General features: G+C 68.3%; 18 protein-coding genes and 1 pseudogene. 7 read left to right on the forward strand and 12 right to left on the reverse strand.

Translation table 11 applies throughout. The annotated features are described in order from the left end of the window. Nucleotides 1-321 precede the first annotated feature (321 nt). The 5 genes from WBG99_RS00380 to WBG99_RS00400 are packed head-to-tail and all read right to left on the reverse strand — an operon-like array spanning nucleotide 322 to nucleotide 6,331. A complete protein-coding gene (locus tag WBG99_RS00380) occupies nucleotides 322-1,728 on the reverse strand; it encodes a polysaccharide biosynthesis tyrosine autokinase (protein ID WP_338894351.1) in 1,407 nt (468 codons plus the stop codon). Further along, nucleotides 1,712-2,020 (reverse strand): hypothetical protein, encoded by a 309-nt coding sequence (locus tag WBG99_RS00385; RefSeq protein ID WP_338894352.1) that lies wholly within the window; start codon nucleotides 2,018-2,020, stop codon nucleotides 1,712-1,714. Before WBG99_RS00385 ends, WBG99_RS00380 begins: the two co-directional genes overlap by 17 nt. After that, the gene (locus WBG99_RS00390; protein ID WP_338894353.1) at nucleotides 2,008-3,000 is read right to left on the reverse strand and encodes a glycosyltransferase family 2 protein; all 993 of its coding nucleotides are present in this window, start codon (nucleotides 2,998-3,000) and stop codon (nucleotides 2,008-2,010) included. The genes WBG99_RS00385 and WBG99_RS00390 overlap by 13 nt, the downstream gene beginning before the upstream one ends. Further along, on the reverse strand, nucleotides 2,997-4,304 hold the full coding sequence (locus tag WBG99_RS00395; protein WP_338894354.1) for an O-antigen ligase family protein: 1,308 nt from the start codon (nucleotides 4,302-4,304) through the stop codon (nucleotides 2,997-2,999). The genes WBG99_RS00390 and WBG99_RS00395 overlap by 4 nt, the downstream gene beginning before the upstream one ends. Then, a complete protein-coding gene (locus tag WBG99_RS00400; protein ID WP_338894355.1) occupies nucleotides 4,301-6,331 on the reverse strand; it encodes a glycosyltransferase in 2,031 nt (676 codons plus the stop codon). The genes WBG99_RS00395 and WBG99_RS00400 overlap by 4 nt, the downstream gene beginning before the upstream one ends. A 660-nt stretch (nucleotides 6,332-6,991) precedes the next feature. On the opposite strand from WBG99_RS00400, the gene WBG99_RS00405 reads away from it, so the two are divergent. Together WBG99_RS00405 and WBG99_RS00410 are read left to right on the forward strand one after the other, a co-directional pair. After that, entirely contained in the window at nucleotides 6,992-7,438 is a 447-nt protein-coding gene (locus tag WBG99_RS00405; RefSeq protein ID WP_338894356.1) for an LPXTG cell wall anchor domain-containing protein, read from the forward strand. Between the two features lie 13 nt (nucleotides 7,439-7,451). Next, on the forward strand, nucleotides 7,452-9,287 hold the full coding sequence (locus WBG99_RS00410; protein WP_338894357.1) for a DUF4012 domain-containing protein: 1,836 nt from the start codon (nucleotides 7,452-7,454) through the stop codon (nucleotides 9,285-9,287). Nucleotides 9,288-9,481: 194 nt separating this feature from the next. Here the strand turns inward: WBG99_RS00410 and WBG99_RS00415 are convergent, their stop codons facing one another. Both WBG99_RS00415 and WBG99_RS00420 read right to left on the reverse strand, forming a co-directional pair. Next, the gene (locus WBG99_RS00415) at nucleotides 9,482-10,327 is read right to left on the reverse strand and encodes a class I SAM-dependent methyltransferase (protein WP_338894358.1); all 846 of its coding nucleotides are present in this window, start codon (nucleotides 10,325-10,327) and stop codon (nucleotides 9,482-9,484) included. After that, nucleotides 10,324-11,925, reverse strand: a complete 1,602-nt coding sequence (locus WBG99_RS00420) for an oligosaccharide flippase family protein (RefSeq protein ID WP_338894359.1) — start codon at nucleotides 11,923-11,925, stop codon at nucleotides 10,324-10,326. The genes WBG99_RS00415 and WBG99_RS00420 overlap by 4 nt, the downstream gene beginning before the upstream one ends. Nucleotides 11,926-12,149: 224 nt before the next feature. Here WBG99_RS00420 and WBG99_RS00425 point away from each other — a divergent pair, with 224 nt between their 5' ends. The 3 genes and pseudogenes from WBG99_RS00425 (at nucleotide 12,150) to WBG99_RS00435 (ending at nucleotide 15,327) form a co-directional block, all read left to right on the forward strand. Then, the gene (locus tag WBG99_RS00425; RefSeq protein WP_338894360.1) at nucleotides 12,150-12,926 is read left to right on the forward strand and encodes a methyltransferase domain-containing protein; all 777 of its coding nucleotides are present in this window, start codon (nucleotides 12,150-12,152) and stop codon (nucleotides 12,924-12,926) included. A gap of 289 nt (nucleotides 12,927-13,215) precedes the next feature. Continuing rightward, complete coding sequence (locus WBG99_RS00430; RefSeq protein WP_338894361.1) at nucleotides 13,216-13,896, forward strand: SMI1/KNR4 family protein; 681 nt, start codon at nucleotides 13,216-13,218, stop codon at nucleotides 13,894-13,896. A gap of 193 nt (nucleotides 13,897-14,089) precedes the next feature. Further along, a pseudogene (locus tag WBG99_RS00435) lies at nucleotides 14,090-15,327 on the forward strand (IS701 family transposase). A gap of 64 nt (nucleotides 15,328-15,391) precedes the next feature. Here the strand turns inward: WBG99_RS00435 and WBG99_RS00440 are convergent. From WBG99_RS00440 to WBG99_RS00460, 5 genes are all read right to left on the reverse strand, one after another. Then, a complete protein-coding gene (locus WBG99_RS00440; RefSeq protein WP_338894362.1) occupies nucleotides 15,392-16,801 on the reverse strand; it encodes an IS4 family transposase in 1,410 nt (469 codons plus the stop codon). Nucleotides 16,802-16,865: 64 nt separating this feature from the next. Continuing rightward, nucleotides 16,866-17,888 carry a transposase gene (locus WBG99_RS00445; protein ID WP_338894363.1) on the reverse strand — a complete coding sequence of 341 codons (1,023 nt, stop codon included), beginning with the start codon at nucleotides 17,886-17,888 and terminating at the stop codon, nucleotides 16,866-16,868. A gap of 766 nt (nucleotides 17,889-18,654) precedes the next feature. After that, a complete protein-coding gene (locus WBG99_RS00450) occupies nucleotides 18,655-19,884 on the reverse strand; it encodes a glycosyltransferase (protein ID WP_338894364.1) in 1,230 nt (409 codons plus the stop codon). Between the two features lie 230 nt (nucleotides 19,885-20,114). Then, complete coding sequence (locus WBG99_RS00455) at nucleotides 20,115-20,837, reverse strand: glycosyltransferase family 2 protein (RefSeq protein WP_338894365.1); 723 nt, start codon at nucleotides 20,835-20,837, stop codon at nucleotides 20,115-20,117. A gap of 40 nt (nucleotides 20,838-20,877) precedes the next feature. Beyond that, the gene (locus tag WBG99_RS00460; RefSeq protein ID WP_338894366.1) at nucleotides 20,878-21,879 is read right to left on the reverse strand and encodes a sugar transferase; all 1,002 of its coding nucleotides are present in this window, start codon (nucleotides 21,877-21,879) and stop codon (nucleotides 20,878-20,880) included. Nucleotides 21,880-22,447: 568 nt separating this feature from the next. On the opposite strand from WBG99_RS00460, the gene WBG99_RS00465 reads away from it, so the two are divergent. Continuing rightward, a complete protein-coding gene (locus WBG99_RS00465; protein ID WP_338894367.1) occupies nucleotides 22,448-22,606 on the forward strand; it encodes a hypothetical protein in 159 nt (52 codons plus the stop codon). Nucleotides 22,607-22,738: 132 nt separating this feature from the next. Beyond that, nucleotides 22,739-23,197: a site-specific integrase gene (locus tag WBG99_RS00470; protein ID WP_338894368.1), complete on the forward strand. Its 459-nt coding sequence runs from the start codon at nucleotides 22,739-22,741 to the stop codon at nucleotides 23,195-23,197. Nucleotides 23,198-23,319 lie beyond the last annotated feature (122 nt).

The raw sequence follows: 23,319 nt of genomic DNA on the forward strand, positions 1-23,319 counted from the left end.
ATGCAGAGGTCGTCTGCGAGGTCCTTGATCACAACAGGAGGTCCGGTGCCGGCGTTGGTGTAGCTGAACAACCGTCGGCAGCCTGAGCATTGGCTGGCAGCACCACGACAAGCAGCGCCGCCGTACCGAGGGCGGATACGTTCGCGAGCAGTCTTTTCATGGTTTTTTCTCTGGTCCTGACATTTTTGGACCTAGCCAGTGATACCCCACGGTGTCCGATGGATTGCGATGCATCTCAGCAATTCGCCCGTTTGACGACACGGCACATCCTGGTAATCGCGGTCGGGGGAAACGCTCCCAGACAACCAACAACGTGACGGGTCATCGGGATCCGACCTGGGACCCTGTGCGCCGGCCTGACAGGGTGGCAGGCGGTGGCAACAGCCCCGCCGCGGAGACCGTCAGGTCCGTCCGGTAGCCGTAACCATTCGACTGCGACGGTGCTGCATTGAGGACACAGCCGAGGAAGCGGGCGTTCAAGGCGGTCAGCGCTTCAAGGGACTGGTGGAGGTGGCGGGCCCTGGTTTTGGGGCATCGCGCGACGAGGAGGGTGCCGTCGGCGAGCCCTGCCAGTACACCAACGTCAGCGTACGGCAGCAGTGGGGGCAGATCGAGGAGAACCACGTCGTAGTACTCCCTCAGCCGGGACAGAAGTTCCTTGCATCTTCCGGAAGCCAACAGTTCGCTGGGATGGGGCGGCAGCGGCCCAGCGGGGAGAATCATCGGACCGCCCTCCCCGAACTGCTGGACCACCTCTTCCAGTCGGGCGTGGCCGGACAGCACGGTCGTCAGTCCTTCCGCATCCCCCAGACCGAGGAACTGTCCACTGCGCGGTCGACGCAGGTCGGCTTCGACCAGAAGGACGCTGCGCCCGCCACGGGCCATCGCGATCGCCAAGTTGCAGGCGATATTCGACTTTCCTTCGTTGGCCACAGGGCTTGTGATCGCGATGAGACGGGGCGGGGAGTTCATCTCGACGCACTCCAGGTGGGTGCGCAGGCGGACGAACGCCTCCGACCACGCACCCTGGGGGCTGTGCACGATCAGTGGATTGCGGGGAACGTTCGCATCGTACGGAATCGAGCCCAGGACAGGTGCGCCTGTTGCCTCGCGCAGATCGTCTACGCCCCTGACCTTGTCGTCCGTCAGAGCCCGCAGCCGTGTCAGGCCGACGCCGACCAGCGATCCCAGCAGCGCACCCAGGAGCCCGTTGAGCAACGGCCTGGGTGATACCGGACGGCTTGGTGCTGTCGCCCGGTCCAGCAACTCCGCGCTGACTGATCCCGTCCCGTCGTGGCGAATCCACCCCACACGGGGCAGCAGGACTTGGGCGGTGGCGTTGGCGATCGCGGCTGCCTTGTCGGCCGTCGGCGCGTCGGCGGTGAGCGCGAGGATCTGCACCCCCTCCTGGGTGTCAGCGCGGATGTGGCGGACCACCTGCCTGGTCGGCAGCCCCATGGTCTCGGCCGTGGCCTCGGCGACCTTGCCGGATTCGGCGAGCCGCGCGATGGTCGGCATCAGGTTCTGGGTGGCGTTGCTGACGTAGAGCTGCTCACCGGAGACGGCGCCGCCGGTGACGAGCACGGTCGCGGTGGCCTCGTACCTCGGAGGCGTCTTCTCGGTCACCACCAGGGCCCCGGCGATTCCGGCCAGGAGCGACAGCAGCACAAGCCCGCCGTTGCGCCAGGCCATGGAAAGCACCCGGGTGGCATCACGTGAGGTCGCCACTGGGTCCTCCCTTCGACAAGATGCCGGCCGTCTTCGCGGAGTGGGTGACGGTCCCACGGCCGGGCTGGACTGACGCCTTGTGGCCGGTGCGTCCCTCACCCAGCAGGTGAGGGACGAGGCGCAGGCGGAAGCGGCCACAGTGCGCGTCCAGCCGTTGCGGGGCCCGCTCAGTGAGCGCGGACAGGTCGGCCGCGTGGACGGTGATCTGGACGTCCGTCCGATCGGCGAGGACATCGAAGAGGCTGATCCAGTGTTCGGTGCGCTGTCCGGCAGCGGCGGTCAGAACGTGCATCGGCCCTCCCTTCTCATAGTGTCGGCGGTCGCGGTCAGGGCGATGCGGGCCACGTGCCGCCAGGCCCTGCCCCGAGCAGGGTGCTGCCCGCGTCGGCGTGCGACGGAGAGCCCGACGCCCAGCAGTGCGCGGAGCAGCACCACCGCCCTCACCAGGGGGTAGGTGCGGCGTCGGTGCCGGGCGAAGAACCGGAGCATGCTGCGGTACAGATGGGGCCAGATCCACGACGGATCTCGGCTGCTTGCCCCGATGACGTGTATGGCTTCGACCTCGGGTACGTAGTACACGCGGGCCCCGAGCCGCCCCGCCTGCCAGCACAGTTCCTCGTCCTCGTAGTACATGAAGTAGCCCTCGTCGAGACCGCCGAGCTGTTCGAGCAGCCCGGTGCGAATGGCCATGCAGGCTCCGGACACCCAGTCCACCGGGACGGGCGGCCCGGGGTTGCGGCAGACGTCATAGGTGCGTCGCCGAGTTCTGCCGGACAGCAGGCGGCGCAACCCGACCGGCATCAGGCTCCCGCCGAAGCGGCTGGCCAGCACGGAGGCCAGCGACTCGAACGGGTGGGCGCTGATGGCGACGCGCCCGTCGGTACCGATGAGCCGGGGACCCGCGATGCCCACATCGGGCCGGGCTTGCAGCAGGGCGACCAGGGCTCGGGCGGTGGCCGGCGGCACCACGCAGTCGGGATTCACCAGAAGCACGATGTCGGTGTCCACCGTGGGGAGCGCCTGGTTCACCGCGGCCGCGAATCCGATGTTGGTCGGGTTCACAGTCCGCGCAACGGTGGGGAACCGGGTGGCGAGCAGCCGTGCGGTCCCGTCCATGGATGCGTTGTCGACCACGTGTACCGCCAGCCCGGCACCGCGCAACGCGGTGAGGCAGTCGGCGATGTGGGCCTCGGAGTGATAGGTGACGACGATCGCGGTGGCGACGGGCCCGGCGGTGCCCGGCTCGTCGGCTCCGGTCCGTTCGGCCGTCATGGGCGACCTCCTGTGGTCAGTGGATCGGGGGTCCAGGTCCGGGTGGTGAGCAGCGTCAGTGCGGGCAGTAGCCCCAGTTCCCAATGGCCGTCGGTGGGGCCCGCGAAAGCCGCCGCCGCCAGGAAGCCGCAGAGGAGAGCACCGAAGGCCAGAGGAACGCCCTCCCGTACGGCGAGGGCCGCGCGCAGTGGGCGCAGCAGCGGCCACAGGACGGCGATGAGGCCGACGAGGCCCAGATTGGCGAGGATCATCACCCAGAAGACGTGGTAGGTCGGCCCCACGTCGGTGATCTTGAAGGTGGGGAGGTAGACATCGCGGGTCGTCTGGCCGAGACCGGCTCCGGTCAGCGGCCAGTCGGCGAAGACGCGCAGCCCGACCGTCGCTTCGGGTGTCCGGTAGCCGGCCGTTTCGTCCAGGTGCTCGCCGGACAGCAGGATCCGGGCGCGCAGCCCGGCGCTGACAGCGGCTCCGCAGACCACGAGAGTGGTTGCCCCGATCGCGGCCAGGGCCACGCTGAGGCGGACTCGCCTGGTGCCGCGCACCAGCAGAACCAGCAGGCCGACCCCGGCGGCCAGCCACATGGCCCGGTAACCCGCGACAGCCGTGTCGGCGGCGAAGAGGGTGATCAACGCTCCCAGACCGACGCGTCGCCACCCGCGGGTGCGGCCGGCAACGACGAGCAGCGGCACAAGGGCGAGTACCGAGAGCAGACCGCCGTGTCGCCCCGGCATCGTGAGCTCCACCGCGGCGAGGGCGGCCGCCCCGGTCACATAGAGCACCGCCGCCGCTCGCATCCTGCGCGCGTTGGTCAGGGTGTGGGTGGTGACGAAGAAGTAAGCAGGGATGACGCCCAGGTGATAGGTGGCGATCAGCACCTGGTGGAGGGCATGTCCGCGTGCCAGACCGAACAGCGCGCCGGCCAGGGCGATCACCGCCAGGAGCGCCATCGCCTGGTCCACGGCGGTTCGCCGGGGTCGGTCGTCGGCCGCGGAGGCGGCGCGGCGCACCAGCAGCGCCAGGCAACCGATCGCCAGTACGCCGATGTGAAGGACCGTGATGAAGGTGACGTCGGAAGTGCCCAGCGCCTTGGTGGCCGCGACGCCACCGACGATGCCGACCGGGAGAACGGCCCATGGCCACAGGACAAGGGTCACCAGGCACAACAGGGCCGCGGCGGGCAGGATACTCAGACGACCAGGGAGCACTTCCGCCGAAAGGACTCCGGCGGAGCCGAGAGCGGCCGCGAGGCAAGCGGCCGACGCGGGAACGAGGAGCTTCCTCGGAACGACGAGCAGCCCGCTCATGGGCCGGTCCTCTCCAGCCCTTCGAGCAGGCCCCGGATCTGCTCGCCCCGCGCCGACCAGCTGTTGCGGGCCGCGGCGGCGCGACGCCGGGCCAGCGCGGCCGGGCAGTGGCGCGAGTCCAATGCCTCCTCGATGGCCCGGACGAACCCTTGCGGGCCGGAGCCGAGATGGACGAGACCGGCCATCGGGATCAGAGACGGCAGCGGTGTGGCGGCGACAGGTTTACCTACGGCCAGGTACTCGTACAGCTTCTTCGGGTGCACGTAGTCGATCCGGCCGCCCACCCGGTAAGGGATCAGGCCGACATCACAGGCACGCAGTACGGCGGGCATCTCGTCAAAGTCGACCGGGCCCCGCAGATGTACGTTGGGCAGTCCCGCCAGCGGTGCGCGGCCGGTACGGGTGGACGGCCCGACCAGCAGGAACGTCCAGTTGGGGCGAAGACGGGCCACGGCGGCGAGGAGTTCCGCGTCAAAGGCCCGGCTGTCGATCGCCCCGGCATAGACGAGCCGCGGGTCGGCCAGCTGTGTGATCCACTCGGCGAGCGGACCTTCCGCGACGAACGTCTCCGGATCGCACCCGTTGGGGACGATCACGGGCGGGCGCCGCGAGGGGGGCAGCCACCGCGGCAGTGCCGACGACGAGGCCAGGACGAGATCTGCGGCGCCGACCGCCTTCCGCAGGGCGCTGCGCAGGTGGGGGCGGTTCCAGCGGTGCGTGAACGTCCAGTCCAGGTCCACCGCGTCGTAGACGAGCACATCTTCCCCCAGCCGGCCGGCCGTCGGCGCGGCCAGGTCTTCATCGATCCACAGGATTCTCCGACTGCCCTGGCGGCGGTCCAGCCAGCGGCGCACCAGCACTGCGGCAACCCGGCGGTTGATCCAGTTGAGCGGGGGCAGCAGCCGGCCGAACGGCACCACGGTGGGAGGCACCGCGTGCCACAGGGATGGGGCGACCTGGCGGACGACGAAGGTCCAGCGAGGGCGTCGGCCCGGCGGGTCGACGAACAACACGCGGCGGCCGACCGCGAGTTCCCGGGCGAGGGCATGCTGACGGTGAGCTCCGGCGAGCCAGGGCACTCCACTGAGCATCACCGACCAGCTTCGCCCGTCACCGTCCGGCAGGGGGCCCACGTCGCCCTGGACGACGGCCCACAGATCCCGCAGGCCGAGTTGACCGCGCCACCGCAGCGCGCGCCGAACCAGCCAGTCCACAAGCACCAGGGCCTGGAGTGTCCGCAACCGCCATCGGGGCTGTGTGACCCCGGCGTAGCGGAGGAGCCCGTCGAGACGGAACTTGCTGCGAACGGCGGAGCCCAGCAGTCGGGTCGACGCACCGAGAGTGTGCGTGACGACCGCGTCCGGCGTCATCCAGAGCCGATGGCCGGCGAGGCGGAGGTTGCGGGCGAGCAGAACGTCATTGAAATAGAGCGGAAACCGCTCGTCGAAGACTTCAGCCGGATCCAGCACGGCACGGCGTAGCAGCAGACAGCTCGCGGATGGCTGTTCCACCTGCCCCTGGCGGGACAGGTCCGCTCCGCTCATGAGGTGTTCGCGCCACGGGCGTCTGAAACCCGGCAAGTACCGCAGCGTGGTGGCCAACGCCACCAGACTGCGGAACGTGGGCAGGCGCATGTAGTGCTGTTGAACGCTGCCGTCAGGGTTGAGGTACAGCGGCGCTACACCCGCTACGTCGGGGCGCTCGCGCAGGAAACCGGCGAGGGCTGTGAGTGCTCCGGGCCACAGACGGACATCACTGTTGAGGAGAAGGATCATGTCCCCGCGAGCTCGGGCGCAGGCCTGGTTGACCGCCGCGGCAAAGCCGAGGTTCCGCTCGTTGCGGAGAAGCAGCACGTTCGGGTGGGCGGCAAGCATGTCCGGTGAGCCGTCCCGCGACCCGTTGTCGACGACGATCACCTCGTACCGGAGCCCATCGGTCGCGGCACGGGGCAGCGAGTCCAGACAAGCACGGGTTTCGGCACAGGTGTTCCAGCTCACCAGGAGCACCGAGACTTCGGGCAGGGTCATGAGCTGCGCCGCCCCGGCAGCGGGGCGAGCCGTTCGAGCGCTTCGCGGACCGAGTGCCGGGTCCCGGTGAGACCAGCCCGGATGAGAGGGCGCAACACCCCGGACCGCGGCCGTGCCGTGACGTCGGGATCTCCGCTCAGCCGGTCGTGAGCACCCTGAGGCAACTGTGCAGACGCGCCCATCAGTTCAATCATGTGAAGCACGACCATCCTCCGAGCAGCAGGCTGCTCGATCGACGCCACAAGACACTCCCAGTCGCATCAATTCATTTCAGCCTCGGTCAGAGATGGATTTCTGGGTTCGGCCTATTCGGTCAGACGGTAATGGTGTCGACATTGATTCGTTTCCGACGCGTCGGCGTGTCGTCTGTTTTTAATGCATTCGCGTTACTCTCCTTTGCGATTCTCAGCGCCATTGCGGCGCCGGAAGGGTGTAGGTCCTACACCCTTCCGGGGAGTCATCGCCCCCGTGGCGTTAGCTGTGCTTGACATGGCGTTATGTCTGCCTGCGACAGGTTTTTGCTCGTCACGGCCGGCTCTGCCGCCGGGCCGGAACCCATCCGAGAAGGTGTGAGGAGCGTGGAAAGTGACTACGTCACGCAGACGGCGTAACGTCCTCGCCTTCGTGGCAGCGGCCGCTGTCATCGTCGCCGGCCCGCTGGTGGCCGCAGAGACGGCACATGCCGAGTACCCGCCGAATGCACCCAGTCTGAGCATCGATACGACAGGGATCGCCGGTGATCCGCTCCTTTTCACCGCGACGGGGTTCGCCGCCAAGCAACAGGTCGTCGCGGAACTCATCTCGAAGGAACCGGTCCTGGGCACGTTCTTCGCCGACTCGAAAGGCACGGTCTCGGGGACCGTCACGATCCCCGAGACCAGCAAGCCCGGCCCACACGCCTTCAGACTCACCGCCCGTGATCCGGACCTGGTCCTGTCATCGGTGATCAATGTGCTGCCGCGACACCAGAAGCTCCCGCCGGACGGTCAGCTTCCTGATACCGGTTCCGGCCAAAGGACCTTCGTCATGTTCAGCACGGCTGTCGGTTTGCTGGCAGTCGGCGGGGGAGCCGTCCTCGTGGTACGACGTCGGCGCACGCGCCGCTGACCTGGCCGCCACCATGGAGCACTCCCCGGCCCCTGGAAGCACACATCCCGCACAACCGCACCGCCGACGTCGGCGCGTCCGATATCTGCTGGCGGCCATCGTATTCCTGATCCTGGCGGGTGCGGCCTGGATCGCGGTCACTGGTCTGATCGCCCGTACCGAACTGCTGGCCGCACAGCGGGATCTGCACACGCTGCGGCAGTCGGTCAACGCAGGGCCGTCGCGGGACTCCGCCGCCGCACCCGTGCCTGGCACGTCGAAAGCCGAGGCGGCGCTGCGTTCCGCGGCGGCACACGCCGCCCGAGCGCACCACCTCACCACCGGGCCTGCCTGGTACCCGGCCACGCACCTGCCCTTGCTCGGCGACCTGGCACGTATCGTGCGCGGCACGGCGCACGCCGCTGACCGGCTGACCCACGATGTGCTCACTCCCCTCGTCCGCAGCGTCCCGGATCTCACGGCCGACGCACAAGACGGCGATACCCATCGCCTGCTGACCGCCCTGCACGACGCGGCCCCGGCACTCGAACGCGCCGCGCAGGACGCCGCGGCAGTCCGCGCCCAGGCCCGTGGACTGCCACACGCCACCTGGTTGCCGGCAGCCGAGCGGGCCCGTACGCAACTGGTCCGCCAACTCGACCGGATTGCCCCGACGACGGCCGACGCCGCCCTTGCGGCCCGGCTCCTCCCGCCGATGCTGGGGGAACAGGGGCCGCGGCGTTACTTCGTGGTCTTCCAGAACACCGCCGAAGCCCGCGGTACCGGCGGGCTGCCCGGGGCCTTCACGGTGGTCACGGCCGACCGGGGCCGCATCGGCTTCGACACCTTCGGCAACGACACCGTGCTGCAGCCGACCCGGCCTACAGTGGACCTGGGAACGGATTACGCCGCCTTGTACGCCGCCAACGAGCCCACTCAGTTCTGGGGGAACTCCAATCTCAGCCCTCACTTTCCCTATGCGGCCCGTATCTGGGCCGAGGCATGGAGGGAGCACAGCGGCCAGAAGGTAGACGGGGTGCTCGCCGTCGACCCCACTGTGCTGGGCCGGCTGCTGGAGGCCACCGGGCCGGCCCGTCTGCCCGACGGCACCCTGCTCACCGGCGCCAACGCCGTGGAACTCACCGAGCGAACGAGCTACGCGGCCTACCAGGACATCACCGCCCGCAAAGCGTTCTTCCTCGACGTCGCCCGCACCGCCGCCACACAGTTGACCGGCGCCGCCAAGGATCCGCAGCGGATTCCTGCGCTGCTGCGGGCCGTGTACGACGTGCAGCGGGACGCCCGTCTGAAGGTGTGGAGCACGCTTCAGGCCGAACAACGCCTCATCGAACCCAGGGCATTCAGCGGCTCACTCCCCAAAGGCGCGGGCCCCTTCGCCGGGGTCATCGTCAACAACGCGGCGGCCACCAAGCTCGACTACTACCTCGACCGAAGGCTGACCTGGGAGCCGGGTACCTGCACCCCGCACGGACGAACGGTCACCGCCACCGTGACGCTGACCAACCGGGCGCCGGCCACGGGACTCCCGACCTACGTCACCGATCGCCTCGACACCCGGGCCCGTTCCTCCCGGCCGGGTGACAACCGACTGCTGGTCTCCTACTACGCCAGTGCGGGAGCCGCCCTGACCGGGGCGATGCTGGACGGCCGTCGTATCCCGCTGAATCATGCCGTCGAACACGGCCACCCGGTGTACACCCTCGATCTGGAACTGCCCGCGGGGAGCACCCGCACCGTGACGCTGCACCTGTCGGAGCCGATCACCGATCGCGCCCCGACCCTGATGCGCCAACAGCTGGTGAATCCCTTGCGGACCGAGGTGAAACCGTACCCGCGATGCCGCCGTTGACGACGGCCGTCAGCCGTTCGGCTCCGTCACCGGGCGGCCGGGCACCGGCGTGGCGAGCGGCCCACCCACTCCCCGATCCGCATGGCACGGCGACGCGGCCCCGCCCCAGCCTGGGCCGCAGTTCGCGTACCACATCACCTGCTGCTGATGGCAGCCTTGCCGAGGGCCGGGCGACCGGGAGACATCGGGAGCGATCAGCGGATCGGCAGGTTCTCCGGCAGGCGGGCGAGCAGCCGCAGATGATCGCCGAGCCGCGGATGGGTGGTACGCGGTGAGCCGCAGGCGGCCCAGTCGGCGAACAGCAGCGACATCCCCGACGGGCTGGGCAGGCGGGAGGGCCTCATGTAGTACCGGGCGAAGACGGTGTCGCAGCGCTCGACCACGAAGCCGCACTCCTCCACCAGCGCCGTCAACGACCGCGCCGAGAAGTGCCAGCGGTGGCAGTCCGGTTGCAGATGCGGCCATGATCCACCCTGCCGTTGGGCGGAGGACGATGCGATGTTCGGCACTTCGAGGGCGAGCCATCCTCCGGTGGTGAGCGATGCCCGGGCCTTGGTGAGGAACCGCCTTGGCTCGTCGACGTGTTCGAGCACATGGAAGGCGCACACGGCGTCCACCGCGGTGGTCGGTGTGACCGTCTCGAAGCAGCCCTGCCGTACCGGCATCTTGAGCTTGTCCCGCGCGTGGCGGACACAGACCTCGGACAGTTCCACTCCGTCGGCTGCGATGCCGGCTCTCCGGGCGGCTTCGATGAAGTAGCCGCCTGCTGAGCCGGCCTCCAGCAGAGACCTCGGGCGGGTGGCCGACAGGAGCCACCGCATCCGTCGGGCGGCTTCGTACCGCCACTGCCCGGCGCGGGCGAAGTAGCGTTGGTAGTAGGTGCCGTCGAAGAGGTCCCACTGGTGTGCCCCGTCGCCGTTCGCGGCGGTCCAGTGGAATTCGCAGGCCGGGCAACGGCGCAGCAGTCCGCCGAAGACCGGCTCGTCGCCCGCGGCCTGGTGGCAGAGGGGGCAGCGGGTCGCTTCCATCTGCAAGGTCATGCGTTGCTCCTTTTCCGCGCGGGAACCGCGCCGCGATGGGGGGTCAATCCGGCAAGAGCCATGCGCAGCCGGGTCAGGTCTGATGCGCCGAAGAATCCGAGCAGGGCCAGCAGCGCGGCCGCGACCAGCACGGTCAGGCCACCCCGGCAGGCGACTGCCACGGCGGCGTCGGCCCGGCCCGTTCCGGGAGTCAGCTGGAAGGTGACCAGACAGGCAAGGACTCCCGCCGTCACGGCCGCGAAGACGGGTGGCCACAGTGCTCGCAGCAGCGGTGCCACCGGCCGCCGGGATCTGCTGTGGAAGTGCGCGAAGAAGTAGACGGTGCCCCCGAAGGCCGCCAATGTGGTCGCCAGCGGGACGCCCCAGGGACCGAGAAGCCGAAGCAGTGGAACGGTGAGCAGCAGATTGAGCACGGCGGCCAGCACCGTGCCGCGGGTCTCACACCCGGGCCTGCCCTCGGCCCGGGTCACCATCGCGGCCGCGCTGGCGATCACACTCGCGGCGCAGCCGGGGGCCAGGACCATGATAGTCACGGCTGCGGCAGGCAGGGGACGGCCGAGCCACATCCGCACCAGCGGATCGGCCGACACCACCAGGACGGTGGCCGCGATCGCGGCGAACGCCGTCAGGTACCGGGTCAGATGGATGTAGAGCCGGTCGAGCCGACCGGGTTCATCGTCGGCCGCCGCGGCGGCCGACGGGAAGGCTGCCGTGAGAATGACCACCGAAGGCAACCGCAGCAGCCCGACAAGGCGGCTGCCCAGGTCGTATCCAGCTACCGCCGACGGATTGTGGAAGCCTGTGAGCACCAGCCGGTCCGTCTCGCTGTTGACCGCGGCTGCCGCGCCCGCCACCTGGACACGTGAGCCGTACGACGCCACATACCCCACATCGGACGGTCTGATGTCCCGCAGGCTGGGCGTCAGCCCAGCGGCGTACCGGCGGGCCAAGCAGACGAACATCAGTGCCCGCAACGCACTGCTCACCACCACCGAGGCGGCCAGCTCCACCAGTCCGCCGCCCAGCGTGACCACCGCTGCCGCGAGCCCTGCGCCGAGCACAGCGGTGCCGGCGACGACCCAGGCCACCGGACCATAGCGCTGGGTGCCCTCCAGCACGCTCCGCCAGGGCAGCGCGAGACTGTCGAGAAGAAAGCCCACCAGCAGGAACAGGGTGGCGCCCCGCGCCGGCGCGGAGAGTTCACCCAGATGGAACACGCGGGCCAGCCACGGCCAGCAGATCGCCGTCCCGGCAAGGGCCAGCGCTGAGAGAACGGCACCCCACACAACGCCCAGGCCCAGTACGGCGCAGACCTGTCGCTGCCGCTCGCCTCCGACGGCCCGGGCGACCTCCCGGATCTGAACCGAGCCGAGCCCCAGGTCGGCGAGCGACACAATGGCGATCAGACCCGTAAGCAGCGCCCACACACCGTACGAGCGGGCGCCGATGGTCCCGTACACCACCGGTAGTGACGCGACGCCGGCCAGCGCGGTGGCGACCCTGGCTGCGAGAAGCCTGGCGCTGTTGCCGGCCACCCGAGCCGCAACGGCTTCGGCCGGAGCGGCGATACCGCTGGAGAACTCCGGCGGGCTAGCCACCGGGAACCCACCCGGACCGGTCAGGAGCACAGAACGGATCAAGCTTCATAGCATTTATGTTTTGCCGTCACATCCCATGCCCGCCACTTGAGAAGCCAGGATTGCGTCATAAGGGAGCGAATCACTACACGCATGCGCGCCGATGCCTACCTGGATGACGGCGTTCGCCCTGTTAATCTCCGGCTACAAAGGGCCCTTCCCCCAACAAGATCGAGTACTCAATCATGCCGGAATCCAAGACAGTCGGCGGGCAGCACGGCACCCTCCTCGGTCCGCCGACCCATGCTCGGCCGTCACGCCAGGATGCCCAGCGGATGAGCGACCTGCGCTGCGTGTGCTGCGGGAGCCGCAGTTTCACGCAGCGTCCGGCCTTGTGGCCGAAGCTGATCGAAGAGTGGCAGCTGAGCGAGGAGGAGGCCGCCTATATCGATCGGCAGCAGGGTTTGCATTGCACCCGCTGCGGGGCAAGCCTCCGGTCTCTGGCCCTGGCCCATGCGATCATGAAGGTCTACGGCTCGACGAGCCTTTTTCCCGTCTTCATGCTTCGCCATCCTCTGCTCAAGGTCCTTGAGATCAATCGGGCCGGAACCCTTCACCGCTTCCTGCGGAGGATGCCGCGCACGAAGCTGATGAGCTTCCCCGATATCGACATGATGGCGCTTCCCTTCGATGACGCGTCGATGGACTTGGTTGTGCATTCGGACACGTTGGAGCATGTGCCCGATCCTGTGCAGGGGCTGCGCGAGTGCTTTCGCGTGGTCCGGCCGCGAGGCTGGGTCTGTTTCACGATTCCGGTTGTCGTCGGCCAGCTGACGCGGACGAGGGCCGGTAAGCCCCCGAGTTACCACGGAGTGCCGCCGGAGGGGACACCCGACTGCCTCGTCCAGACGGAATACGGCGCTGACATGTGGACCCAGGTCATGGAGGCCGGCGGCGGCGAGTGCCGCATCATCCGTCTCGAATTTCCCGCCGCTCTCGCCATCGCCGCCCGTAAGTTCTAGACTAGCTAGCCTGCGCGTTTCACTTGCTGCGGTGTCCGGATCTTGATCGGAAAAGCGAAAGTGCTTTCTCAGCTGGGAAGATGAGGCTTGTCTAGTACTCCAGCTGTAGATCTGATCTTGCTGGTGGGTGTGACCGAGTGTGCTGCAGTGGTTGGCCACCGAGGGCCTCAGCTGGTCGATGTGCGTGTTGTGCCGAGGGCTTGGGGCGTCGGGCCATTCCTGAGCCCGTCGGGACCGCAGCAGTGGGCCCCGCGGCCCAGGTGTCGGTGGCTGCACGTACGGTCTGCGCATGACTGATCAGTGGTGGGTGGGCGTGCGTCAGCGGGTCGAGGCGGCGGGTGCAGGGCCTTCCGGCAGCAAGGTGTTCGGGGCATTGGGGCACAGGTGGATCGTGGAGGACCCGCTTACCCGGGGCGAGCTTGCCGAACTCGAGGCTCAGACGGGCGTGCGGCTGCCAGAGGAGTACCGGACCTTCCTGCTCCACGTCGGTGCGGGCGGCGCCGGCCCCGCGTACGGCCTGTTCCCGGTTCGGCGCGTGCAAGGCCGCTGGCGTTGGGAAGGCGACGGCGCGGACCTGGCCGACCTGTCGAGGCTTGCCGAGCCGTTTCCCGACCAGGGCCCGGACCCGAAGCTGCTCGACGACCTTCTTGCCCAACGCCCCGAGGAAGAGGACTTCGGCGACATCGAGGACTTCGACGACGCCATCGAGGCGTGGGACGAGCGGTGGGAGGTCATCATGTTCGCCCTGGAGCGCACCGCCGGCGCCATCGTGATTTCCCACCTGGGCTGCGCCCAGAGAGAATGGCTGATCATCAGCGGCAGCCACCGTGGCACGATCTGGTCCGACTGCCGGGTGGACGACGTAGACCTCGCCCCACTGCTCGACGACGACGGTACGCCGGTGACGTTCGCCCGCTGGTACACCGACTGGCTGGAGAAAGCCGAGCGCACAGCCCTGTCGGCACCGTAGGCCCGTCGGCCTGTGCTGTTGAGGGTCGCGGTTGGTCAGACGGGCTAAGTAGGGCCCTCAGCCACAGTGGGGCCGGTGCGGAGACGGGTGCGGCCACCGTTGATCATCGTGACTTGTGTGGAGTGACGATGAGACGGTGGCCGCAGGTCACAGCATAGATCCCGTCCGTTGGCGGGAGGCGTTCGAGGTGGCCATGGGCCGGATTGCGGGCCGGTTCGCCCGGGTCGAACCACGGCTGCGGGCCGGGCGGCTGGTGCTGGGTCTGCTGTCTGACCTGCCGAGGAAGAACTGCTGGACGATCGCGGAGTGGGCCGGGGAGACCAGTCCGCACGGTATGCAGCATCTGCTGTGCCGGGCCTCCTGGGATGCCGATGGCGTCCGTGATGACGTGCGCGAATACGTCGTCGAGCACCTGTATGACGAGGCTGCGGTGCTGGTTGTCGACGAGACCGGCGACGTGAAGAAGGGCACCCACACGGTTGGGGTCCAGCGCCAGTACACCGGCACGGCTGGACGGATCGAGAACTCCCAGGTCGCGGTCTACCTCGTCTACGCCGGGATGCGCGGGCACGCGGCGGTGGACCGGGAGCTGTACATCCCGCGCTCCTGGACGTGCGACCCGGACCGCTACCAGGCAGCCGGACTCGGCGAGGACACCGTCTTCGCGACCAAGCCGGACCTGGCCCGCACGATGATCGAACGCTTCCTGGACGCCGGACACCACATCGGCTGGGTCACCGGGGACAAGGTCTACGGCGGCAACCCGAAACTGCGCACGGCTCTGGAGGAACGCGGTATCGGCTATGTCCTCGCGGTGGCCTGCTCGGCCGAAGTGTCCACCGGCGCAGGCACGTTCCGTGCCGATGCCCTGGCGCGGAAGGTGCCGAAGCGGGCCTGGCAGAAGCTCTCAGCCGGGCGCGGTGCGAAGGGGCAGCGGTTCTACGACTGGGCCGTCATCGACCTCGCCGAGGTAGTAACGGGCCACCACCAGCTGCTGATCCGCCGCAACCGCAGCACCGGTGAACTCGCCTACTACCGCTGTCACTCCACCACGCCGACATCCCTGGCCACCCTGGTCAGGGTCGCAGGTTCCAGATGGCGGGTGGAGGAGACCTTCCAGAGTGAGAAGGGACTGGCCGGGCTGGACGAGCACCAGGTCGCCGTTACCCCTCGTGGGCCCGCTGGGTCACCCTCGCGATGCTCGCCCATGCCTTCCTCGCCGTCGTCCGCGCCGACGAACACGCACACCGCCCCACCCCGGACGACCTGATCCCGCTGTCCTGCAACGAGATCTGCCGCCTGTTCATCACGCTCGTCGTCCGGCCCGTCCGCGACGTGGCCCACCGGCTTGCCTGGTCCGACTGGCGCCGCCGCCACCAGGCACGATCACGCACCAGTCACTACCGGCGACAAGCCGCATCCCAGACATGAAGATCACGATCTACAGCTGGAGTATCTTGATCACAGCTGGTCGTGATGGCCAACGCCGTTGCGTTTATGTCCGTGAGCGGTTCGCAAGTCCGTGCTCGAAGAACGTGATGGCGGTTCGGATGGTGTAGTTCTGGCTGGTCGTGGGCTGTTGTCCGGCGTTCGGTCCGTACTTGCTGGTGGGGTTCTTGCGGGTGCGGGCCTTGACGCGGTGCTGGTGGCGGGCGGGGTGCAGGGCGTCGAGGACGGTCCGGCCGATGGTGCCGAGGAGTTCGGCGGGTCCCGCCGGGGGCAGGATTCCGGTCGCGGTGGTGACGGTGTCGGCAGCGGTGGTCTGCAGGACGGTGAAGCTGATGCGGTCCATGTCCAGGCCGGGCCGGGTGCAGGCGGTGTCGGCGGCGGCGCGGATCAGGGCCTGGTAGGTGGTGAGCAGGGCGTAGACCTCCTGGTCGAGGCCGGTCAGGCTGCGGGAGCGCAGGACGCGGCCATCCAGCATGGTCGCCTTGATCGAGAAGTACGTCGTCTCCGACTGCCACCGCTCGTGGTAGAGATCCACGAGTCCGGCGGCCGGGTGGGCGGCCGGGTCGAGGAGGCTGGTGAGCAGGCGCCACTGCTCGGTGCGGACGGTGCCGTCGGCCAGCGTGACGGTCACGGATGCCTCGATGACGCGGACGGTCAGCAGGACGGGCAGGACGCCGTAGCCGATCCGGGCCAGGTAGGAGCCGTCGCCCAGGCGCCGGAAGGGGGTGGGTATCCGGCGGGCGGAGGAGCGCACCAGGAACTGGGCGCCGGTGGCCTGGACGTCCCGGGCGAACTCGGCTCCATCGAAGCCGGCATCGGCCAGCAGGAGCATCGTGCGGTCCAGCACACTCAACAGGCGGCCTGCGTAGGTGAGTTCGCCGTCACTCTCGGGACCGAACGCGGCGGCCAACACGGCACGGGTGCCACACTCGACCAGGACCACGAGTCGCAGCAGCGGGTAGCCGAACTCCACGCTCTCGCCCGCTCGCTTGGGATAGCGCCAGGTGAGCGCCTCCTCATCGGGCACGTGCAGCAGGGTGCCGTCCACGGCCACGGTCCGCAGCCCTCGATAGAACGAACCGGCCTGCCCGATGTGGGCGACGGGCCCGGCGATGATCTCGAACAGCCGTCGCAGCGGTGCTGCTCCTATTCGCCGTCGGGCCCTGGACAGCGAGGAGACCGCCGGACGCACCAACGGCAGTCCATCCAGCCCTGCCGTCAGCTTGCCCCACACGCCCCGATAGGAGCAGTCCTCGAACAGGGCCAGCGCGAGGACGAAGTAGACCACAACCCGGGACGGCAGCAGTCGCAGCCGTTTCTCACGTGACCTGGTCTCCTCGATCACCGTGTCCACCAGTACGAAGTCCACGATCTGGGTCAACTCGCCCAAGTGACCGGGCGCGTACACACCCCCGGCCGCCTCGACCGTGCGCGTGATGACAGACTTCTCCTGCAACGGGACTCCCGATGATCTTCTTGCTCGACACAAGCTGATCTATCAGGACGTCCCGTTGCGTCATTCACCAGGGCTTGACCTGCGACTCAAGACTCAAACGCAACGGCGTTGTCGTGATGGCGGTGTCGTTGCTCGTGGCAGGCTGTCGCGATGGCTTGGTGCGGCGGCGCCAGGCGGTCCAGTGCAGGACGTGGTCGCGGTCGTGGACAGGCGGCGGCAGCACGAGGGCGCGCAGGAGACGGACGAGTTCGGGACAGGTCAGAGGGGTGAGCCCGGCCGGACCGGCGGGGTGAGTGTGCGTCGTCGTGGACGCGAGGGTGAGGGCGAGGACGGCGGCGGCGATCAGGGAGAACAGCGACCAGCGCATCCAGGAGTTCCAGCAGGTCACCTGACCCTGATCGAGTCCGGTGAAGCCCTTGGCGAGCTGGAAGGTTTCCTCGATCCGCCATCTGCGGGAGATCACTTCCACCAGCGTGTCGAGTGAGACGGAGCCCGGGGACCAGTAGCGGAAGTAGGACACCTCGCCGGTGTAGCGGTGGCGGCGCGCGACGAGCACACTCGTCCCCGCCACGTTCTCGTTCTCGTTCTCGTTCTCGTTCTCGTTCTCGTTCTCGTTCTCGTTCTCGTTCTCGTTCTCGACGGGAGTGTCGTCGGGGCGGACGTCGAGCCAGGCCCAGTCGTACTCGCGGGTGCCCTTCGTGCCATGTCCGGTCTGCCGACGCATCCACTGCTCGGGCCGCACCTTGTTGATCAGTTTGCGGGCCTCCCACCGGCGGCCGGCCCCGTCGGTGACCTGGTACGTAGCGGCGATGCCGACCGTGTAGCCGAGCCCCAGCGCCCTTATACCTTTGCGTAGATCGCGGCCGCAGTACACCTCGTCGCCGGCGAACCAACGGGCCTGGATCCCGATCGTGAGCGCACCGGCGACCATGGACAGTGCTTGCTGCGGTTTCGTCGCGAACCCGATCTCCTCCGGCAGCCCGGCGACTTCGCGGCGTTCCTCGTCCTCGGCCCAGTCCGCTGGGAGGTACAGGGCTTCACCTTCGTCGTCGCGGTGACCGCTGCCAGGTGCACTGCCACCTGGCACAGTCCGACACCGCCGATCGCGCCGGAGTACTGCCTGCCGGCCCCCACGCAGTCTGTGGAGGACTTCGCGTCGCCCGTCTCGTCCGCCACCAACACCACGTCCTGGCCCGCGAGTTCACCGGCAACCAGGCGGGCGATCTCCTCCCGTGCTCGGTCGTGGTCGAACAGGGCGCGGGACAACAGGTGCTGCAGCCGGTGCGGGCCCGGGTGCCCCAGCGCCTGCGCGAGTATCCAGCAGTTCCGCGTGTCCAGCTCCAGTAGCAGCCCCGCGACCAGCTCCGCCGCCGTGGCGCGTGTCTCACGTCGTGCGAAGCAGCCCGCGACCGCCGTCATCGCCCTCCCGAACGCCCCGCACCACGCCTGCTCGGCTATCGTGGCCTCCGCGGCACCGTCCCTTGATACGTCGTCACAAACGTTCATGATCGCGGTGGCCGTCCTCATGCCCTCACCCACCCCGGCAAGGCGCTGACCAGCGCAGACGTCGGAACTACAGCTGCCGTGACAACCAACGGTTACGGACACGCTGCGTCACCACCCGCCGGGCCCGCGGACACCTCCGCACCGCTCAACTTTGAAGACCCGCATTCACCCGCCTCACGGCCCTGCCCCGACCAGCTACCTGAACCGCGACAGACCCTGCCCACCCACGACCCGAGGAATCCTGGAGCACCCGACCCGAGCGTCGGGCCACAGCCCTGCCCGCACAGCGGCCGGCAACCGAGATCACAGATCCACCAGCTCAGCCCACTCCAAGCGAAACAGAGAGGCTAGTTCGGCGGCCCAGTCGTGACTGCGGGTTGATCAGAACCCTGCTCCGCTCGATGCGTCGGCCGTGTCACGGTGCGGCGGTCCGAGGCCGTGCCGTGCGCGAGGTGCTGCCAGGTGTGGCAGAGCTCGTCGGCGATCCTGCGCCAGCTGAATTCGTTGGCGGCACGCCTGCGTCCCTCGGCGGCGAGGCGCCGGGCGAGGCCGGGCTCGTCGCGGATCCGGGCCAGCCGGTCCGCGAGCGCCGCGGCGTCGCCGGCGGGAGAGAGCAGGCCCGTGGAGCCGATGACGTGGGAGATGTCTCCGATGTCGCTGCCGACAACGGGGACGCCGCAGGCCATGGCCTCGATCAGAACCCGCCCGAACTGCTCCCGCAGCGGGATGCCGATCCAGGGCACCACATTGCGCTGCACGATCTCGACCGACGGCAACGCCAGCACGCTCATCCGGGCCAGCAGCGAGGGCAGTTCACCATGGTCCGCCCACGGCGTGAGCCGAACCCGCCCCGGACGGCGCTCGCTTGCCCGCTGGACCTCGCCGCTCAGGGTTCCGTCGCCCACCACCTGCAGGTCGCAGTCGAGAAGCTCCGCGGCCAGGAGCAGGTCGCCGATGCCCTTGTGCGGCTCCAACCGGCCGACGAACCCCACGGTAAACGTCTGCGGGCGCTCCTGATCGAGGGGGCGGAAGACCCCGGTGTCGACCCCCAGTGGCACGACGGTCGCAGGTCCTGTGTAGCCCTTGGCGCGCAGCACGCGCAGTGCGCTCGGGGTGATCGGGAACGCATGGCTGACGGCACGGTAGGCACGCCGTTCCAGGAGCGGGAACGGGAACGGGAAGCGCATCACGATGTTCTGGGCCGCGTAGAGGGTGACCGGTGTACCCGGCCGGATCCGGTCGCGCAGCCTGATGGCCTGCCAGGTGGACAGGTAGGCGGCCTCACCGAGGATATGCACGACGTCAGGTGCGGGCACGTCGCGCAACGCGTGCCCGGCGCCAGGGCCGAAGAGTACAGAGGCCATGTGACCGGTGCTGTCCTCCCCGAGCAGATGAGGCCGGAGCACGGGGCGGAAATTGCGGTATCGGTCTGCCAGCCCGCACAGCCCTTGCTCAGTCAGCGGTGATACGTCGGCGGCGACCACCGTCAAGGTGACGTCGGGGCGGTCTGCGAGCGCGGCGAAGAGGTCCAACCAGTGTTCTGTGCGTTTTCCGACCACAGTGATCAAGATGTGCATGGCATGGCATCCTTCTGGTTCAAGCGGCTGGTCGTGAGAGCGAGCCGGAACACGCTGGCCCATGCCTGGGCCCTGAGGTTCCGGGTGAGGGAACATCCGCGCCGGGGAACGGCGGTGAGGGCCGCACCGAGAGACGCCCGGGCCAGCACCGTCGCCCGCACCAGCGCGTAGCTGCGCCGTCGATGGCGGCCGAAGTACCGGAGCATGCTCCCGTACACATGTGGCCAGAGCTATGTGGCATCCCTACTACTCGCTCCGCGGAGGTGCACGGCCGTAAGTGCGGGCACATACAGCACCTGGGCTCCGCGCCGCCAGGCCTGCAGGCACAGTTCCTCGTCCGCGTAGTACATGCAGGAGCTCTCATCGAGACCACCGATCCCGGCCAGCAGGGAGGCCCGCACCGCCAGGCAGGCCCCGGACACCCAGTCGACGGTCACCGCACGCCCGTAGCGGCTGCAGTCGGTGTAGGTACGACGCCGTTTCCTGCCCCAGAACAGCTGGTGCAGTCCCAGCGGCGCCAGGCTGCCGCTGAGGCGACTGGTCAACACTGAGGCGAGGGACTCGAAAGGGTGTGCGCTGGCCACGAGCCGCCCGCCCGGGTCGATGATGCGGGGACCGACAATTCCTACCTCTGACCGGAGCCGCAGAGTGGTGACGAGAGCCCGCGCGGTGGGTTCCTGCAGGATGCACTCGGGATTGACCAGAAGCACGACGTTTCCGACGGCGCCCGGCAGAGCCTGGTTGACGGCCGCGGCGAAGCCGACATTGACGGAATTGGCGATCAGCTCGATCTCGGGGAAGTGTGCCGCAACAACGTGCACGGTGCCGTCGGTGGACGCGTTGTCCACGACGCTCACCCGCAGCCCGGCGCGACGCAGGGCTGACACGCAGGCCACGACATGGTTTTGGGAGTTATAGGTCACCACGATCGCGGTGGCATCCAAATCGTCCACGGGCGCCGCCGTCCTGGTGGCGCGGGCGCACGGGCCAGCGCTAGCCACGGGGAAATCCACGGAGCAGGTCGAGCAGCGTGCGCGCGAGCAGCACGAGGTCCAGACGGGGGGAATGGCAGCCCACATACAGCAGGTCGCAGCGGAGCTTTTCCTCCACACTCGCTCCGTAGCCACCGGTGAGCTGTGCGATACCGGTGAGGCCCGGACGGACCAGGTGGCGCAGGTCGTAGTGGGGGACGTTCCGGAAAGTCGCGATGAGTTCGGAACGCTCCGGGCGAGGCCCCACCAGGCTCATCTCGCCGCGCACGACATTCCACAACTGCGGCAGCTCGTCCAGCCTGGAGCGGCGCAGGAACCGGCCGAATGGAGTCATCCGGGGATCGTCGGCGGCAGCCAGCACCGGCCCTGTCGCCTGCTCGGCGTCCACTCTTATCGTGCGGAACTTGATGATGCGGAACGGCTGGCCACCCGCGCCCACCCTGTCCTGGAAGTAGAACGGGGGGCCACCTCGGCAGACCAGCATCACGATGGCGAGCATGACCGGAATAACGAGGGGCGCGCCCAAGGTCACCAGCAAAAGATCGGAGGCTCTCTTGAGCCGAGCGCTGGCGGCGCGGTTCCGCGCAGTTGCCCGCAGCCGCAGCCACGGCAGCCCGCCGAAGCGGTAGAAGCGTGCCGAACCCAGCAACCCGTAGGCGGGATGCGCCAGTACGAATACTTTGACGCGGTGCGCTCTGCACAGCTCCACCAACCGGTAGTCGAGGCCTTCCAAAGAGCCCTTCACCAGTAGCAGATCGGGATGATGCAGCGTCAGCGACGCCTCGAACTGGGCAAATCCTTCGGACAGCGTCAAGCGCCTGACGACATCGAACTCTTCCTCCAGATTATCTGCATCGCCGACCTCCTGTGCCGACTCGGCTACAACGACCTTTCGTTTCCCTCTCCACCGCACTAGGGAGGGGGAAAGAACTTGACGGGACCGCCAGTTGAGTCTCCCGGTCGAAGAGCTCTCGGTGACCGGAATCAAGGTGGCGCGGTTCATCCGCATTACTCCATTTCGGTTACGAAATTGCACACCTCAGCGAAGCCAGTCAAGTCCGGGCTTCAGAAATTAATCACACAATATGCATGACGAAGCGGCTGGCGCCCTGCGAAACTCGAAAGACCACCTGTTGGGAGCAAGGCTGTACGGCGGGGCCAATGGTTCAGACTGAACCGCCCCGATTCGAATGGAGACTCGATTTCGTGGTGCGGGTGGACGGTGCCGGGGCCATGCACCCACTTCGCCCGCGCCTACGTCATCCCCGTCACCTGACCCCGCTAGAGTGCCCGCAGTCGGCCCCGGCGCCGCCCTTCCCCCGTGGGGCGCTGCCGGGGTCGACTGCTGCCCCAGGCGCCCGGCACGTTCACCGGACCCACTCGTACTCCTCGTCCTCCCCGGCGGCGTCGCGGTCGTCGTCGCTGAGGAGGTCGTTCACCTCGTCCTCGGTCAGTTCGGGTGCCTCGTCCATGGCCCCCGTCATGCCGACCCTCCCGCGTCCGGCGGCGAGAAACGTGCCTGATATGCCTGCACAAGCTATAGGCCCATGACCAGCAGTTGCACTTGACAGATGCAGATAATCCCATCGGTGACGGTGCAGTTCGGCCTGTACGACGTCGTCGACGGCGAGCGGCGGCTCTGTGGCGTGGCTGCGTTCGGGGTGCCGGTGAGCACCGCCGTCCTCACCAAGCCACTGCCGGAGCTCCGGCCTTCTACGAACCGCGTCTGAGCGTCGACTGACTCGTGTCGTTCGTGGGCAGGCGGTCCAGTGAGTCGAATCATCCATGTGCCCCTTGGTGCACTCGCGCACGGTTCCAACACCGGTTATGTCGTTGAGTGATTGAGCTGCTACATTCCGCTTATGTTCGCTGCGGACAGGCCGACCGCCGAGATCCTGCGGGTCGAGGTCACTGACACGCTGGCCTACTGGACGGTTCTTGCCGGGCCCACCTTGAGGGTCGTCGAGGACGTGGACGGCTTCCTCTGCCACCTGCGCTTCGGCCGGACCCGCGCGGAATCGACCACAAAAGCGTACGCAGGTCACCTCAAGCGCTTCCACGCCTGGTGCGGCGAACAAGGCCTGTCGCGGGAGCACGCGGCCGCCGAGCTCCCGCACTATCTGATGAAGCTGCGGACCACGCCCCGGCTGACGAGCGGCCGCGGCCAGGGGCAGCTGCCACAGGACTCCACGCTCGCCCCCGCCCTGGCGGCAATCCACGGCTTCTACCAGCACTTGGCCGACCTCCGCCGGATCAGTGCGAAGGCGGTCGACGCCCTGTTCGTCACCGAGCGACCTCCTGGCGGCCCTCCTCGAGGATGACCACGGCCCTGTACGAGATCGAGACCAGCGAAGCCGACGACAGCACGACGGTCTCCGCTGAAGGCATCTGGACGCAACTCGCGTCGTTGCACGAGAACGTCACACGACGTCGAGCGCAGACC

The sequence above is a fragment of the Streptomyces sp. TG1A-60 genome (genome assembly GCF_037201975.1).
Lineage (GTDB): Bacteria > Actinomycetota > Actinomycetes > Streptomycetales > Streptomycetaceae > Streptomyces.